17 protein-coding genes are annotated in these 17,211 nt (G+C 38.1%); all 17 read right to left on the reverse strand.

Features of this window, described 5'->3' with window-relative positions:
* Positions 1–50 precede the first annotated feature (50 nt).
* A complete protein-coding gene (gene gtfA / locus ACI3ES_RS08825) occupies positions 51–1,523 on the reverse strand; it encodes a sucrose phosphorylase (protein WP_114666914.1) in 1,473 nt (490 codons plus the stop codon).
* A gap of 2 nt (positions 1,524–1,525) precedes the next feature.
* Entirely contained in the window at positions 1,526–2,716 is a 1,191-nt protein-coding gene (locus ACI3ES_RS08830) for an MFS transporter (protein WP_114666915.1), read from the reverse strand.
* Positions 2,717–2,909: 193 nt separating this feature from the next.
* Positions 2,910–3,569: a histidine phosphatase family protein gene (locus ACI3ES_RS08835; RefSeq protein ID WP_080519191.1), complete on the reverse strand. Its 660-nt coding sequence runs from the start codon at positions 3,567–3,569 to the stop codon at positions 2,910–2,912.
* A gap of 27 nt (positions 3,570–3,596) precedes the next feature.
* Complete coding sequence (locus ACI3ES_RS08840; protein WP_004911426.1) at positions 3,597–4,259, reverse strand: YfbR-like 5'-deoxynucleotidase; 663 nt, start codon at positions 4,257–4,259, stop codon at positions 3,597–3,599.
* Positions 4,260–4,262: 3 nt separating this feature from the next.
* A complete protein-coding gene (mprF, locus tag ACI3ES_RS08845; protein WP_114666917.1) occupies positions 4,263–6,815 on the reverse strand; it encodes a bifunctional lysylphosphatidylglycerol flippase/synthetase MprF in 2,553 nt (850 codons plus the stop codon).
* The gene (locus ACI3ES_RS08850) at positions 6,802–7,536 is read right to left on the reverse strand and encodes an alpha/beta fold hydrolase (protein WP_114666918.1); all 735 of its coding nucleotides are present in this window, start codon (positions 7,534–7,536) and stop codon (positions 6,802–6,804) included. Before ACI3ES_RS08850 ends, mprF begins: the two co-directional genes overlap by 14 nt.
* A 57-nt stretch (positions 7,537–7,593) precedes the next feature.
* Complete coding sequence (gene yajC, locus ACI3ES_RS08855; RefSeq protein ID WP_004911433.1) at positions 7,594–7,959, reverse strand: preprotein translocase subunit YajC; 366 nt, start codon at positions 7,957–7,959, stop codon at positions 7,594–7,596.
* A gap of 80 nt (positions 7,960–8,039) precedes the next feature.
* Positions 8,040–9,260 (reverse strand): tRNA guanosine(34) transglycosylase Tgt, encoded by a 1,221-nt coding sequence (gene tgt / locus ACI3ES_RS08860; protein WP_114666919.1) that lies wholly within the window; start codon positions 9,258–9,260, stop codon positions 8,040–8,042.
* A 174-nt stretch (positions 9,261–9,434) separates the two neighbouring features.
* Positions 9,435–10,106 carry a ribose-5-phosphate isomerase RpiA gene (gene rpiA, locus ACI3ES_RS08865; protein ID WP_114666950.1) on the reverse strand — a complete coding sequence of 224 codons (672 nt, stop codon included), beginning with the start codon at positions 10,104–10,106 and terminating at the stop codon, positions 9,435–9,437.
* Complete coding sequence (rbsK, locus tag ACI3ES_RS08870) at positions 10,106–11,053, reverse strand: ribokinase (protein ID WP_114666920.1); 948 nt, start codon at positions 11,051–11,053, stop codon at positions 10,106–10,108. The genes rpiA and rbsK overlap by 1 nt, the downstream gene beginning before the upstream one ends.
* Positions 11,054–11,074: 21 nt before the next feature.
* Positions 11,075–12,031, reverse strand: a complete 957-nt coding sequence (locus ACI3ES_RS08875; protein WP_114666921.1) for a D-ribose ABC transporter substrate-binding protein — start codon at positions 12,029–12,031, stop codon at positions 11,075–11,077.
* Between the two features lie 20 nt (positions 12,032–12,051).
* Positions 12,052–13,038, reverse strand: a complete 987-nt coding sequence (locus ACI3ES_RS08880) for an ABC transporter permease subunit (RefSeq protein WP_142511908.1) — start codon at positions 13,036–13,038, stop codon at positions 12,052–12,054.
* Complete coding sequence (locus tag ACI3ES_RS08885) at positions 13,031–14,524, reverse strand: sugar ABC transporter ATP-binding protein (RefSeq protein ID WP_114666923.1); 1,494 nt, start codon at positions 14,522–14,524, stop codon at positions 13,031–13,033. The genes ACI3ES_RS08880 and ACI3ES_RS08885 overlap by 8 nt, the downstream gene beginning before the upstream one ends.
* A 21-nt stretch (positions 14,525–14,545) precedes the next feature.
* Positions 14,546–14,944, reverse strand: a complete 399-nt coding sequence (rbsD, locus tag ACI3ES_RS08890; RefSeq protein ID WP_114666924.1) for a D-ribose pyranase — start codon at positions 14,942–14,944, stop codon at positions 14,546–14,548.
* A gap of 161 nt (positions 14,945–15,105) precedes the next feature.
* Positions 15,106–16,107: a ribose utilization transcriptional repressor RbsR gene (rbsR, locus tag ACI3ES_RS08895; RefSeq protein WP_260353637.1), complete on the reverse strand. Its 1,002-nt coding sequence runs from the start codon at positions 16,105–16,107 to the stop codon at positions 15,106–15,108.
* A gap of 176 nt (positions 16,108–16,283) precedes the next feature.
* Positions 16,284–16,667, reverse strand: coding sequence for a hypothetical protein (locus ACI3ES_RS08900; RefSeq protein ID WP_233539830.1), 384 nt, complete (start codon positions 16,665–16,667; stop codon positions 16,284–16,286).
* Positions 16,648–17,208 (reverse strand): putative Ig domain-containing protein, encoded by a 561-nt coding sequence (locus ACI3ES_RS08905; RefSeq protein WP_080519189.1) that lies wholly within the window; start codon positions 17,206–17,208, stop codon positions 16,648–16,650. Before ACI3ES_RS08905 ends, ACI3ES_RS08900 begins: the two co-directional genes overlap by 20 nt.
* Positions 17,209–17,211 lie beyond the last annotated feature (3 nt).

The following is a 17,211-nucleotide window of genomic DNA, read 5'->3' on the forward strand; positions in this document are numbered from 1 at the left end:
AAAATGTTTCCTTAAAGGAAACATTTTTTAGCAATTGATTCAAATATTGTTTAGTTCTGAGTCAAATCATCACTGCTCATAACTGTTTGACCATTTTCAACGATTTCAAAAGTCTTGTTCGCTGCATCAGCTGTTAATACCGCTTTGTTTTGACCATTTTCATCTTGACGTGTCACCACAATCGTTGTATCAGTTGGCGTGTCAACTGTGATTGAACCAGCCAAATCGAATGCTGGACTTTCATTACGCCATGACAATAGCTTCAATAAGTTAGCAACAACTGGTCGCTTAACTTCTGACTTAACTTCTTCACGCGTATAGTAATGACGGTTAATATTACGACCTTCTTTAGTTGACTCCAAAAGCGCGATATCGTTTTCACCTGCCAACAAACCAACGTAATAAATTTGTGGAATTCCAGGGGCAAAGACTTGGAAGACACGGCTCAACAAGTAGGCTGCATCATCATTCCCTAAAGCAGAATAGTAAGTTGAGTTAATTTGGTAGATATCAAGGTTGTTGTATGAAGCTGATGAATATGTCTTTTTAACATTAGCGCCAACCTTGTAAAGTTGCTCAGAAGCGTAATCAATTTCATCATCAGTTAGAATATCACGGGCATCGACAACACCAATACCATCATGCGTGTCCAATGTTGTGAATTGCTTCATTGGTGACATTTTCAACCACTTTGCCAATTGATTTGTCTTACCTGAATACAATGTGTAAAGCGTTGTCATTGGTAGCGCAAAGTCATAAGTGAAGTAACCATGATCATTGATCTTTTTAGGAATTGAATAGTGTTCATGAATTTCTGGCAAAATTTCAGCCTTTAATGGTGTCAAAATTTCACGTACTTCATTCAAAGTGTCCCAGATTTCTGGCTCAACGAAGAAGTCATTTGTGTCAACTTTTTTAACTGCATACGCAAAGGCATCCAAACGAATCAAGTTAGCACCATGTTTTACCATGTCTTCAAGGGTTGTCTTAATAAATTCCTTGGCAATGGCTGAATTAACATCAATGTCAATTTGTTCTTCACCAAAAGTATTCCACAAGTTTTCTGTTGTGCCATCATCAAAAGTGATTTCTTGCGTTGGTGCCTTGTCTTTACGCTTGTAAATCAAGTCAACATCGGCTTGTGTTGGACGGTTTTCACCGGCTTTTGCCCAGAACTTTTCCCAACGGATAAAGAAATCTTTATATTTTGAATCGTCATGGTTCTTTTTAAAATCCTGATACATCACTGATTCACGAGAAATATGGTTAATCATGAAGTCAAACATCAAATAGTATTCTTCACCCAATGCTTCGACATCTTTCCAATCACCAAACGCAGCATCAACACGAGTATAATCGGCTGGTGCAAAGCCACGATCACCTGTTGAAGGGAAGAATGGCAACAAGTGAACACCACCAATTGCATCACCAATATCTTCTTTCAAGACTTGATGAACATCTTTTAAGTTTTTTCCCAATGAGTCAGCATAAGTGATCAACATTGCTTTGTTTTGAATTTCCATTATTATTTCTCCTGTTTTCTGCTAGTAATAACTGTAACGATTGCGATAATGAGAAGCACCATTCCCAAATAAGGAATTGTAGCGTACGCTGACGCAGCGGCACTACCACCACCGTGACCAATCATGCTGGCAAAAGTCGCCACAAACATTGGTTCGATGAAGACCCCAACGTTAAACCCAATCAAAATGATTGAAGTAATCAGTGATTGACGTGCAAGCGGTCCCAATTTTGGTAATTGATTAAAAATGAATGGTGAAATTAATTGTAGTGGGAAACCAATCAACAGTACCCCTGCCATTAACATGATGAAGTTGCCATGCGAAAAAGCAACTAAGAAGTTAGAAATTGCCATCAACACCAAACCAATTTGAAGTGTGAAACGACCAAAAGTCGCCACAAACCAACCATAGGTTACGCCACCAACTGTTGCAGCAATTAACATTGCTGATAAGATTGGGGACGTATTGTATCCTTCACCCTTTAATTCAGTTGCCATAAAAGGGAAGCTCAATTGGATGGCCATGTAATCAATGACTAAAAATGCAGCAAATAACGTAAACACTAGTACTAAGGGACTAATTCGCGTTATTTTTTCAACTGTTGTCTTTTCAGACTTTGATGACTGTAGCGGTGTCATTTCTGAAGTATCAGGCACACGCTTGATGAACAGGAATAAAATTGGAAAGGCAATCAAATAAACCAAAAATGTTGCACGCCATCCAAATGCTAGTAACAAGCCTGCTAATAAAGTCAAAACTGCTTGTCCAACTTGCTCAGCAGCCGCACGATAACCTAACATCGCCGCTCGCGTTTTACCATTGTACATCACTGCAATCATGGATACTGCCAATGAATTAAAAATGCCTAGTCCAGCGCCCAATACCGTTCGTGAAACTAATATAATGGCATACGAGTCAGTGAACATTGGCACAATACCAGCTAGACCCACTAACGTCACACCCAAAATAATAGTATTTTTGTCACCAAGTTTTGCTGCTATGAAGCTGCTCAAGAGCACAAAAACCGTTACCGTGATAGACGGTGTTGTTGCCAAAACCTGCGCCTCTGTCGATGAAATGTGCAATGCCTCAGTCATTTGTGGCAACGCACCGTTAATAGCATACGCACTTGTCAAGACAAATGAAATGCCCAAAAACGCAATCTTAGTGAGCAGGCTATCTTGTTTAACCATGTTATCTCCTTCAATTATGATAATCACTTACCATAATATTGTAACCGGTTCCACTCTAAAATGTCAATCGTTTATCAAATTTTTTGTGAAGAAAATAACAATGATGTTTTCAGAAACAATTGTGAAAACATCATGGCTAAAAGGTTTATTTTGTTTCTCAATAAAAGTAAAGAATTTTTAAATATATCTATTTTTAGGAAAAAATGGTGTCAATGTCATTAAAGTGAGTCACTTTCAAACCATTATTATCCAAATCAAAGACAGCAACTGCACCATTTCGAGGGCGCTGAGCGCCTTGCAGATGGCCATAGTGTTGCGCTAAGTTACCAATCAATTGGCCGTGAGTCACAATTAAAATATTATCATTGGGTTGATGCTTAGCGTTTAAGTGACCCAGTGCGCCGGACATACGTTGCCAAAAATCAGCGGCAGTTTCGCCAATATGTTGCGGATCTACTTCATGAATTTTGTTCATGATAGCCGTCATATCATGGATTGATTCAGCAATCGCATCAGGCGTTTTTTCGCTAACATCGAACGCATCAGCGACAGCGCCCCACATAATATCGTTGCTACCACCTTCAAAACTCCCAAAAAAATATTCACGCCATTCGGGCAGAAACTTCAGTTGTGGCGTGGAATTATTGTTTTCAGCCAAAACAAACTCAGCCGTGTGGATAGCACGCGACGTATCTGAAGAATAAGCAGCATTGAATTTGACATTTTTTAGTCGTTGGCCAGCCATTTGACCATCTTTTTCACCTTTTTTAGTAAGTGGTGTATCAGCCCAACCTTGTACTTTGTTTAATTGATTAAAGATGGTCTGCCCGTGACGTACAACGTACAATTTCATAATATTTGCCTTTCTAAGTGGTAAATTTTAGTGCTCAGCATTATTAACTTTCGCAGCAAAATCAGGTAGCAAACTTTTCGCCAAATCATATAATAATGCTTTGTGGATGAAAGTTTCATGGAAGATGTCTGGTAAAATTTCAGTGGCTAAATACTTAACACTCGCCATTGATTGATACTCAGAAAGTGCTTCTAAACTGCTTTGGAAAATTGAAACATAGACTGGTTCTGGATTAAACTTTTCAAGTTCGCCATACGCTTCATACATCAGGTCAATTTTATCAGCAATGGACAAAATTTGTCCTTCAATGCTGTCGTCTTTACCTTCTCCAAGCCGTCTCGTATAGGCTGCTTGAAATTGCGCTGGAATTTCTGTTTTGATAAAATTTTCGGTCATTGAATCTTCTACGTCAGCTAACATTGACCGTAAGGTTGAGGTCGCATATTTCACGGGTGTTTTGATATCACCGATAAATCGTTCTGTGTAATCATGATTCAAGGCTTTTTCATAAACCGATTGCCAATTAATTTTGGCGCCATTTTGTTCCTCAACATCCGCTAAAAATTGCGCGATTTGAGTCACTTTCCAAGAGTGCGCCGCGACGTTGTGGGGTTGATATTTGAAAAATCCCGGCGCGCGATTAATGAGCTCTAGTTGTGTCATGCCCATAAAGTATTCATGCATTGGCATTGTTTAATTGTCCTCCTCATCCAAATTGTCTTTAGTATAACGCAAATCTATCTCTGGTGCATGTGCCACTCCCTTATTATCAACCTTCAGTAGTCCAATCATCACAGCAATAATGCTACTTTTTCTCGAATAAGCAATGTACATTGCCTGCCACGTAGGAGAAAATTTATTTTTGTAGTGATGTAAGCCTTCAAAAGAATAAACTTTGGATCCAAATTGATAGACTAAGTTAGCTAATCGCTCACGTCCAAAGCTTTGTCGATGAAGCCCGACATTGGCTAAGGGTGACATGCCTAAATTAAAAGTTTCATAGTTTTGTGACTTTGCATATTTGAAGACATTAACAAAAAGGACATCCATCACCCCATTAGGTGCTGAAGCAGTGAAACGCATTAAGTCAACTGCCATCTGCTTTTCTGTGTGTGAAACAACTAATGAAGCAAACGCCTCAATGCGATCATCTTTTTCCAAAATGGCAACCTCGCCACGTTGCAAATAATTAGGGTCAAAAAAACCTAATGAGTAACCTTTTTCATCACGACCGGCTAACCATTCATCACTAATTGTCTGCATTTGCGCAATGACTTCTGGACTGAATGGTGGTGTCAAAACTTTGAATTCAAAGCCAGCGCGACCAGCTTGATTCATTTCTGAACGAATATTTTGCATTTTTTTGCCAGCCGTTGAAAAATCAGCCAAATTAACATGTGCCTCTTCGCCAAGTTTGAAAAAGTCATAGCCAAACTCATGAGCTAGCATCGCCACACGCTCACTAACCTCATAAAATACTGGTACATAACCAAGTCGATCAGCTTCTTCAACAAAAGCTTGCATGGCTTCAGCAAAATAACGTGACTCCCCAAATGGATCGCCCATCACCATGGCCTTATTATTGACTAATCTAAACTGCAACCCAACAACATCATGTTCCTTAATTTGGTAAAAATAAAGTCGCTTATCACCCAAAAAAATCAAGCTGGTATAGTGATTGTCACCGAGTGATAAGACTTCTTGTACGCGCATTTCATCAAATTCAGTGCCCAATGGTCGTTGTTTGGCATGTAAAAATTGTGCTAGCAGCCAAACAGAAATCGCAACAATTGCTATCGTAACGGCGCCTAACCACCACCAGTGTATTGATGGTAAATGACCAACATGAATAAAGTGGCGATGAATACTTGGCACATGCATAAATCCTAACATTAAGTAACCGGCAATCAAGGCACCCCATATCACACCATCAACTGTTTGCTCTTCCCACGCGTGTATAAATTGTGACCGATATAACGTTTTTTTGCTAAAAATAACTGCCATTAATACCAAACCAATCAAAATCAAAGGTAATAGATGGCGATAGAAAAATAGCACATATACAACCGTCAAACTTAGAACAATAATGGTTGACTGATAAGCACGCGCCACACGATTAGCTACGCCACGTGCATTCATCAAAATCAAGAATCCCAATAAAATGCTAGGTAACTGATTCGCCAGCGCATAAGTAATAGGCCACAATCTAAGTTGGTTAAATAATGGTATTCGCTCAACGATTTGAGGCATCGTACCAGATAGCACTAGTAAAATACCAGATAAATAAAGTGCAATCGTCACCAAACGATGTACCACGGCTTGCGCAACATAATGTGGTACACCACGAAAATTATTATTTATCTGCTTTGATAGCCGGAAAAATAACAAGCCCAGCGCGCTCAATAGCGGCACCAAATTAAAGGTCACACGATATAAAATTAGCCAAATGACACCATCCACGCGAGATACGCCAAGCAAACTAATTAGCAATAAAACCGCGACTTCAAAAGCACCCCAAGTACCCGGCGCCATTGAAATCAACGCAATTGTACTAGCAATAACAAAGACGATTAAAATATTTAACCAGCTTAACTGAACATTAATGATAATGCCAATGATTAAAAACAAAATCATTTGTGCACTCACAGTAACCACAGCATTTAACATTAATTTGCCAGCAACTGGCCAAGTCAGTCCGTCCCAAGCTTTCAAACGTGAACTTAACGATACTGCCAAAGCCGCCATGCCGACGATGATTAATACTGCCAACCAACCAATTTCATCGGCAAAATAATGACTGTGCCAAACTAACAAATCAAACAAAACTAGCACTGCCAATAGTAATAAACCAGTTTGTCCCAAAAAATACATTTGTACAAAGGGCTTAACACCATTCTTTCGTGTTTGGTCGCTATAAAAAATACGCCGTAATAACACACTCAAGACACCAAAAAAACCAACGTTAAGGTTGATCACATTAACGAGCCATGAACGCTGTAACAACTCACCATTTGTCAATTGATACCCTTGCCAGAGACTTAATATTTGGTCGTTATACAATGTCGGTATCACCGCTAAAAAGCCAAGCAAAATCAACAAAGCGGCTTGCCACCATGCCACGTCATTAATACTTGACCAAATTGCCTGCCAAGTAATCTCACGCGTCATAATGATTAGTTGTGTCACCAAAATCAACGTAATGGTCGGAATCACCAACCGCAATAATAAGTTTTTAAATTTTTGCATCATTTCCCCCTATTAAAAATGGTGCCACCAATTGCGCAAACTTGCGTGGGTTCGTGTAAGTGACAAAATGCCCATGTCCCTTTAAAATCATGACTTGCGCATGTGGCATTATTTCAGCAATATGTTCGATATGACGACGCTTGACTAGATCAAACTCACCAATGACTATCAAAGTAGGAATGGCTAAATCCGCCAATTGCTGACAAGTAATATTAAGTGGTTCACTCATCACATGTAATTGTTGGTGGCGACGTTTAGCATAAGCACTGAATGGTGCCATTGCTGCAGTCGCAACTTGCGCAACATTGTCTCCCCACCAGAGAATTTTGTACACACCTTCCGAAGTCAAATTAGGTGCATTGAGTACCAAACGTGCCACATGCTGTGGATATTGTATGGCATATTTCATAGCAATATTAGCACCATCGCTATAACCTAAAATAACCACTTTGTCGAGATGCAACGTCATACGAATTTGTTCAATATCACTAATTAAATCAGTAATCTTAATATCCGTTTGTGTATTATTAGAGCGACCATGCCCTCTTGAGTCAATCGCAATGACATGTAAATGTGCGGCATAGATTGGTAATTGACGCTTAAAGTAACGCGCAGAGCTACCATTGCCATGCAATAGCAAAACAGTCGTTAGCGTGTCATTCCCATATTCATCATAAACAATTTTTGTACCATCAGGCATAGTCAAGACGTGTGTTTTCATATTTTCTCCAAAATAAAAGGAAGCTTTCGCTCCCTTTTATTATACCGTTAAGAAAATTTACTTGCTATCTGATGGCTTATCAGTATCATCAGTAATCTTTTCTGTTTCTTCAACTGTTTCGGCTGGCTTTAAGTCATCAACTGTTGGCTTTTCTGCTACTGGTGCAACAGGGTTTTTGATTGTACGAATTGCTGACAATTCAAATGTCAAAATAACACCTTCAGCGTCTAAATCAACTGTTTTTGCAGCAGTATCTACGCTATCAACAATCGCATGTAAGCCGCCAATTGTCACAACTGAACTACCTTTTTGTAAACTGTTTTGCATAGTTTGTTGTTGTTCACGTTGCTTCTTTTGTTGGCGTGACATAAACCAAAACATTGCCACGATAATCACCAATGGCAAAATCAAATTCCAAGACATGTTATATCCTACTTTCTTCATTCTGTGGTCATATTTTGAGTAAAGCCCACAATTTTACTAGTATCTCTATTGTACCAAATTTAAAAAAGACGTGCATTTGGTTTGTTGTAACCGTATTCTTCCATGACTGTCTCACGGAAAGCTAGTAGCTCATCATTCTCGATTGCTGTACGCATATCTTCCATGAATTGCAGTAAGAAACGTAAATTATGTTCTGACGCTAATTGTGCACCTAGTAACTCATTGGCGTTAAACAAGTGGTGTAAGTATGAGCGTGTCAGATTCTGGAATGGGTTGTAATTCGGCAAATCATATTGCGCTAAGTTACCAAATTGTTCACGGCGAATTGGATTAGGTGAGTAATAACTCAAATCTGGATCCAATGGTGTGAAATCATTTTTGTACTTTGAATTTTTGATGACGACGCGACCAAAGCGTGTCATTAAGGTACCTTTACGACCAATTCGAGTGGGCAAGACCGAGTCAAACATATCAACACCGCGAATAACACCGTCAATCAATGAATCAGGTGCTGCCACGCCCATAAGATAGCGAGGCTTGTCTTCTGGCAACAGTGGCATAGTGAAATCAAGCACGCGGTTCATTTCTTTTTTAGATTCACCAACTGATAAGCCACCGACTGCATAACCGGGCAAGTCCATGCCAACTAAACCATTAGCAGACTCTGTACGCAATGCTTTAAAACCAGCGCCCTGTACAATACCAAACAAGGCTTGTGTGTCAGGATTTTTGTGGGCAACTTGCGCACGTTCTGCCCAACGTAATGATCGTTGCATTGATTCCTTGATGTATTCATAAGTCTCAAAATACGGAATGGCTTCGTCAAGTTGCATCATGACATCTGAACCCAAATTATTCTGAATTCTCATTGCCACTTCAGGTGATAGAAACATCTTGTCCCCGTTGACGTGATTTTGGAAAGTGACGCCTTCTTCTTTGAGCTTACGAGCGTCAGCCAATGAGAAGACTTGGAAGCCACCTGAATCAGTCAAAATGGCTTGGTCCCAACCCATATATTTGTGTAACCCACCAGCTTGCGCAATTAACTCATCCCCGGGACGAACCCATAAGTGATAGGTATTACTCAAAATAAATTGTGCACCAATATCTTTTAATTCACGTGTACCAACACCTTTGACAGCACCTTGTGTGCCAACCGGCATGAACATAGGCGTCTCAAATGTGCCATGCGGCGTGTGGATACGGCCTCTGCGTGCGCCGGTGTATTTCTCGGTATGCAGATGTTCATACCACACTGCCGGATGTTCTGATTTTGCCATTGTTATTTCTCCGTATTTAGCAAGTTATCTTGCTGTAAATCAATCTTTTCAGTTAATTAGTTACTTTACTATTGTACGTGAAAAATCCGAACATTGTCAAACGCAACTGCAACAAAAAAAGCATGGCATTGCCTTGCTTTAAACTGTATTAAAATACAAATCTGAATCAAATCATTATTTTTTATTTTTAATGATAATTTTTTCACCACCAATAATGACAACATCTGCAATATTTATAAACAGACCATGTTCGACAACACCAACTTGGCTTTCTAAATATTCTGCTAATTCTTGAGGATTATCAATATAATGCAAATTCAAATCAATGATGTTGTGCCCTGTATCTGTCACAACTGGATTCCCGGCATTGTCAAGACGTAGAACCGGATGGTAACCCTTTTCTTCAAAGTTTTGAATCAACTTACCACTACCATATGAAATAATTTCAATAGGCAATGGAAATGATCCTAATACACTATGAACTTTGGTTTCATCTACAATCCAAATGTTAGTTTTAGAATTCTTTGCGACAATTTTTTCCATTAATAATGCAGCACCACCACCTTTTATACCATTCATGTAGGCATCTACTTCATCAGCACCATCAATGGTGACATCAATATGATCAACCATGTCGATGTCAACGACTCTTATACCCAAAGTACGACATTTTCTTGACGTATCTTTAGATGTTGTGACACCTGTGATATCTAGTTCTTTTTCAGAAATATAATCTAATAAATAGCTAACAGTAGAGCCTGTGCCCAATCCAACAATCATACCGTCTTTAATGTAATCAAGGGCAGCTCTTGCCGCTTTTTGCTTAAAAAGATCTTGCTTTGTCATCATAATACCCTCGTATTATCATTATTTTTTTTAAACTGTTCCTCAATATCTTTACTGTTAGGAATAGATGCAATTGCACCTGCACGACTAACTGCAATCGAGCTAGCTAAACTACTTCGCAACAAAGTTTCTTCTAAGTTAGCATAATCAGCATGTAAGTTAGCAGCGATTGTACCAATAAATGTGTCTCCTGCTGCAGTAGTATCCAATGTCTGTACCTTAAAAATTGGTAAGAGCTGACTTTTGTTCAAAACCTTATAGTAAACGCCTTTATCACCCAACGTAATAATAACATTTTCTAATCCTTGCCCTTGCAATTTGTGATAAATAGTCTTTTCGATGACTGCCACTTCAGTTGTCGGATTTTCCTTGGCTAGTGCAGCTGCTTCAGTTTCGTTTGGAACAATGAGATCAGTATAATTGATGAGTTCTTGATCTAATTGTTTTCTAACTGGAGCAGGATTCAAAACAGTCATTGCGCCTGCATTCTTGGCAATTTTAAAAGCTTCAATAACAGTTTCACTTGGGACTTCTAATTGTGCAACGACAATGTCTGCTTTCTCAATCACCTGTTTTGCATTTTGAATATCAGCAACATCTAGACGAGCGTTAGCTCCGCCATTTACTAAAATAGTATTATGCCCGTTTTCTTCTAATAAAATAACCGCCGAACCTGTACTTTGTTGTTTTGAAACAATATAATCCGTGTTGATATTTTCTTGACGTAATAATTTTTTAAAGGCGTCACCATTTTCATCATTACCCACGGCGCCAACAAACGTCACTTCTGATCCTTGTCTGGCTGCAGCAACTGCTTGATTTGCACCTTTTCCACCAAAACTTGTTACTTGTTCCCTGACAGACATAGTTTCTCCTTGCACTGGCAAGCGGACTATTTTTGTAATGAGATCTATGTTTAAACTTCCAATCACGACAACCTTGTTCATTATTTCAAACCTTTCAAATAGTTATTTATATTTATCCGCTACAATTAATTCTAGAGGTGATTTGATTTGACTTGATACTTTTTCGCCTTTGAAGTGTTTATAAGCAGCTTGAACCGCTAATTTACCCATTTCTTTTGGTTTTTGAGCCACAGTAGCTGCCATCTGTCCTTTTTTGACTGCATTAATGCCATCAACAGAGCCATCAAATCCAACAATAACGATATCAGGATTTGATTTTAGTGCTTGGACAGCACCTAAAGCCATTTCATCATTTTGAGAAAATAATCCTTTGATGTCAGGATGAGCTTGAGCAATATTTTCAGCAGTATTTAAACCTTCCGTACGATCAAAATTTGCAGTTTGTTTCGTCACAATATCTAAATGCCCTTTAGCAGTATTATCAAATCCAGCACCGCGTTCACGCGTAGCAGACGCACCGGGAGTACCTTGTAACTCTGCAATTTTTGCTTTTTCTCCCAGCGTTTTGATCATAAAGTCAGCAGCCATTTTGCCACCCTCTTTTGAATCAGAAGCGACTAAGCTCAACACTTTTCCACCATCTGATGAACGATCAATTGTGATAACTGGAATACCAGCTTCATTAGCCGACTTCACTTCCGGTGTAATAGCTGAGGAATCAACTGGATTAATGATTAATACATCAACCTTTTTTTGAATTAAATCTTCAACATCATTGCTCTGCTTATTAGTACTATTTTGCCCATCGTAAACCTGAACTTTTGATCCAGACTTTTTAGCAGTTTCTGTAACACCCTGCTTGATAGAAATAAAGAAAGGATTATTGAGTGTAGAAAGAGAGACACCAATTTTTAATTCACTCGGTTTTTTATGTTGTAAAACTGTGTTAGTTTGAAAGGGATTGCTAATCGAAAACACAGCCCGACCAGAAACAACAAACACGACAGCGTAAATCAGTGCTAGAATACCAACAGCAATTCCTAATATTTTCTTTGTCATAATAATTTAAACCCCTCAACCTAAGCTTTCTTTCGACGGTCTAACAAAACAGCAATAATAATCACAATTCCTTTGACAATTTGCTGATAGAAGCTAGAAATACCAATCAAATTCATACCATTATTTAGTGTTCCAATAATCAATGCACCAATTAATGTTCCAAAAATACGACCACGACCACCGGCAAGTGAAGTGCCACCCAAAACGACCGCAGCAATAGCGTCCATTTCAAAACCTGTTCCTGCATCAGGTTGGGCTGAGCTTAACCGCGAAATCAAAATCATACCAGCGGCTGAACTCATAATACCTGAGATAACGTAAATCCATGTTTTTGTTATATTGACTTTAATACCTGACACAAATGCAGCTTTTTCATTACCACCTAATGCATAGGTCTTACGTCCAAATGTCATTTTGTGCAAAAGAATGTACAGAATAAAGAATGAAATCAACATGATAATGACAGGCACCGGAATTCCGAAAAAGTAACCACGACCAATGAATTGGAAAATAAAACTATTGTTCATTGCTTTACTTGTAATTGGATTTCCATTAGTGAACACATATGTTGCACCTCGAAAAATTGTCATTGTCGCCAACGAAGCGATGAATGGTGCAGCACCACCTTTTGTAATAATCAACCCATTCAGACCACCTAACAGGCCACCGAATATAATACCGATCAACATAGCAATCAACGTTGGCACACCACTTGTAATCATCATTGCTGACAGTGCTGATGTCAGTGCCAAAATAGCACCAACCGACAAATCAATACCACCTGTTAATATGACAAAGGTCATACCAAAGGCAATCAAACCATTAATTGATACTTGTCGCAAAAGATTGAGCAAATTATTTGGATCAAGGAAACTAGGATTCATCACCGTTGTAATTAAAGCTAGCACTATCAATGCAAGAACTGGCCCTAATCCTGACAATTGCTGCAATATTTTTTTGTCTTTCACTTCTTTCACCACTTTCTGTTCATTACTAGTACTAGTCATTCGTTTTTCCTCCTGTTGCGAGCGTCATAATGTCGGACTCTGTTACATGATGACTATTATCAACAATAGCCATCATGTTTCCTTCATACATCACAGCAATGCGATCACTCATTGCCAAAACCTCTGGTAGATCACTAGAAACCATAATAATAGCGACACCACGGCTAGTTAATTCATTTATGAGATCATATATTTCTCGTTTAGCCCCGACATCAACACCTCTAGTTGGTTCATCTAAAATCAATATTTTACTGCCAGCACCAATCCATTTTGCCAAAACCACTTTCTGTTGATTACCACCTGATAAACTACCAGCATCAATGTTTGTACCATCTGTTTTTATAGTTAAACGTTTTACTAACAAATTCACAAAGTCGTCTTTAACCTTTTCATCTATGAAATGCTTTTTAACTAAATCTTTTAGACTAGCCATTATAATGTTTTCAGAAACTGAGAAGTCTAAAATCAAGCCTTCATCTTTGCGATTTTCAGTTACAAATCCAATGCCTTGGTTAATGGCATCTGAAGGTGACATAATTTTGACTTTTTTGCCATTGATGGCAACATCACCACCGTTACGGTGATCAACTCCAAAAATGGCACGCATAATTTCAGTTCGGCCCGATCCCATTAATCCTGAAAATCCTAAGATCTCGCCCTCTTTAACCGTAAAATTAATATCATGAAACTTATCATCACTTTCTAAATGTGTAACTGACAAAATCGTTTTGCCTGTGTTAGCATGCCGCTCAGGATAAAAATCACCAATATCTCTACCGACCATATTAGTTACTATTTTTTCAACACTTGTTTCAGAAATTAATGATTCATCAACCGTGTGACCATCACGCATAATTGTAATTTTGTCAGCAATTTCCATATTTTCTTCAATACGGTGACTAATATAAATAAAACTGACACCTTGATCCTTTAGATGATTAACCGTGGTAAACAAAGATGTGATTTCAGAATTAGTTAAAGCCGCTGTTGGTTCGTCCATAATAATCACTTTAGCCTCAGACATCATTGCCTTAGAGATTTCAATCATTTGCTGTGCACCAATGCTTAGATCACCAATCATTGCGTTTAAATCATAATTAATATTTAACGTTTGGAATATTTTCAGCGCTTCTGCACGCATCGTTTTTTCATCAATCATACCCCACTTATTTTTAACTTCTTTATTCAGAAACATATTTTCTAAAACTGTCATTTCACCGAAATTATTCATTTCTTGGTGAATAAAGCTAATACCATGTTCTTCTGCATCTTTGGGCCCATTAAAATGAACCTCTTTGTCATCAACTAATATCTGTCCTGAGTCAGCATTCAATAACCCAGTCAAAATATTCATTAGTGTTGACTTACCGGCACCATTTTCACCCATTAATGCATGCACTTCAGCATTATCCAAATGAAAGTTTACGTCCCGTAAAACATGATTATTGCCAAATGATTTAGAAATACCGAGCATATCAATTTTCATTGTTTTCACTTTTCCTTTTCATTAAAATACGACACCACTTTCAAGAATGACATTAGCATACGGTGTCATTTCACCAGTTCTAACAAACGCTTTGCTACGTTTTAAGTTTTGCTTTAACTGTTCATGCGAAATAAATTCTATGATGACCCGGTCAGAAAATCTATTTTTCACTTCTGTTAAGATTTCAGGATTAGCTGTTTTAATTTCTTCCGCTAAATAAATTTTTTGAACCTCCAATTCGATTAGAACTGTATCAAGTACGTCTATAAAGTGTGGCAACCCATTCTTGACACTTAAATCAATTTTTGAGGTTTCCTTAGGAACTGGAGTACCAGCATCCCCGACTGCTAACCAATCTTGATGTCCCATATCAGCAATGACAGCCGATATATCCGAATTTAATACGCCGATTTTTTTCATTTTCTCTCCTTCTTTAGTAAAACGTTTTACTTTTAGTTCAAAAAAATAAGCTGAACAAATAATGTAAGCGCTTTCTTTATTTATAATTTACCGCTTAGTTATCTCAATGTCAAGAAAAAATCACAAATAATTGTTACAAGTATAAATTGAGCCACAATATTTTACGCAATACCTTTATAACTACTGGTGGATTCACGTCTTACCAAGGTTAAATTAAACTTTTGAATTTGCGTTGGTAAATTTGGAAAATTAATTCTATTCATCAAAAGTTTGATTGCTGAAGCGCCAATGTTGGAGACCGGTTGACTAACAGTGGTTAAGGCTGGCGTTACAAATTGTGCATAATCGTCGTCATCATAGCCCGCCAAAGAAATGTCTCTAGGAATGTTAACACCACTATCAACAAGCCCTCGCATCAGACCAAGAGACATCGCATCATTCAATACAAAAACCGCACTAACTTTATTGGCAATAACTTTTTTAGTAACAGCATAACCACTATGTTTTGAAAGATCTGCCGTATTGATAATGACAGGATTTATATTTTGTTTGTCCAGTGCGTCTACAAATCCTTGGCGCCGTTGTAACATATTATGTGTCATTTTTTGGGGCGAAACGACAGCTATTTTTGTATGTCCTAACTCTACAAAATGATTCGCAACCAGTCCACCGCCTTGAAATTCATCAACAATAATACGATCCCGTGCCTGCTGATCACTATTCTGATCTAACACTAAGTAGGGTATGTGTTGTTTAGCTAAAAGTTGATATATTTTCATACTTTCCGGAATCGATCTTCCAATTATCAGACCAGCAACACCTCTTGCAAGTAATGACCGGATGGCACTTTCAATTTTATTATCTGTTGCAGCAAAAAATACTAAACGTACACCGTACTCTTCATGTTTCTCCATACTTTCAATTAAATTTGCAAAAAATGGCAATCGAAATGATGGCACAATCACACCAATCAAAATGGCATGAAAGCCTTTTAAAGTTCTGGCCGCAATACTAGCAATATATCCAAGTTCATCACGCGCTCTAAAAACTCTTTCTCTTGTTTGATTCGAAAATCGTCCACCCTTGCCATTCAAAATTTGAGATACAGTTGCCGTTGAAACGCCTGATTTTTTAGCAACATCTTTAATTGATATCCTTTTCATTTAGCTACTTTCCTTTCATTATTTAGCTTTTTCAAATTAATATAACCCAAAATGATAAAACTCGCCACCTTTCTGTTTGTATATATTAATAAATGTTAATTAAATCAATAAAATCTGAGAACTATTATAATAGGATAGCAACAAAAAAAGGCAACTAGGTGTTAACGTAAACGTTATTAACCGTTATGTTGCCATGCTGACACTGATAAAAATAAGTCATTATAATCGTAGTCGGTCCAATCTTCCGCCACGAAAACATAATCACGAGTAATCAGACTGTCATCATTATTTGAAATAGTGAGTTGCTCATAGCGCACATCTAAATCTGTCGAATCATCACAACGAATTGTCACCGTAGGATTGTCTGTCAATGTGATAAATGTGCCAGTAATAGTTGGTATTGGATTGCTACTTGATCGCTGCGCATAAAATAATTGCGTACCATTCTGATCAGTAATAGTAACTTCTATGGCATAACCTGCTTGCGTTGTCATCGTCACTAAACCAAAATAACCAGCTGGAAATTCAAGCGTTTCAGTTCTAATATCTTTCATCATCATCTTGTACCATTCTAATAATCACCTTTACAGTATCTGTTGTGTTCTGGCTATCCATCACCGTTATTGTAATTGTTGTATCGCCGCCAAACGCAATGGGTTGTCCATAAATCACACCAGTTGTCCCATGACAATATAAGCCACATGGCAAACCGTGACAACTATAATTTATCTTGCCAACACCGCCATCAACCGCTATTTTTTGTGCAAAAAACTGTCCTTTTTGCAAAATAATGATTTTAGATAATGGTCCAATCTTAAGTGGTGGCGAAACCGTCGCACAAATATTTAAACGTACTGTTAAAATATCATGACCATTGATTGTGCTCACTTGCACATCATGAGTCTGCGCAAATGGCGTTGCCGTTCCATATAATTCACCAGTCGTTTCATTAAACAGTATCCCCCCCGGTAGTTGCCCGGCAACTATTTGAAATGTCACATTTGGATTAACTTCATTGTCCGTCATGTAAGCAATCACTGTTGAATAAGGAACACCAATATAGATGTTAGCAAACAATTGCCCACGAACAAATCCATCCATCAC

The organism is Leuconostoc falkenbergense, from assembly GCF_045801155.1.
Lineage (GTDB): Bacteria > Bacillota > Bacilli > Lactobacillales > Lactobacillaceae > Leuconostoc > Leuconostoc falkenbergense.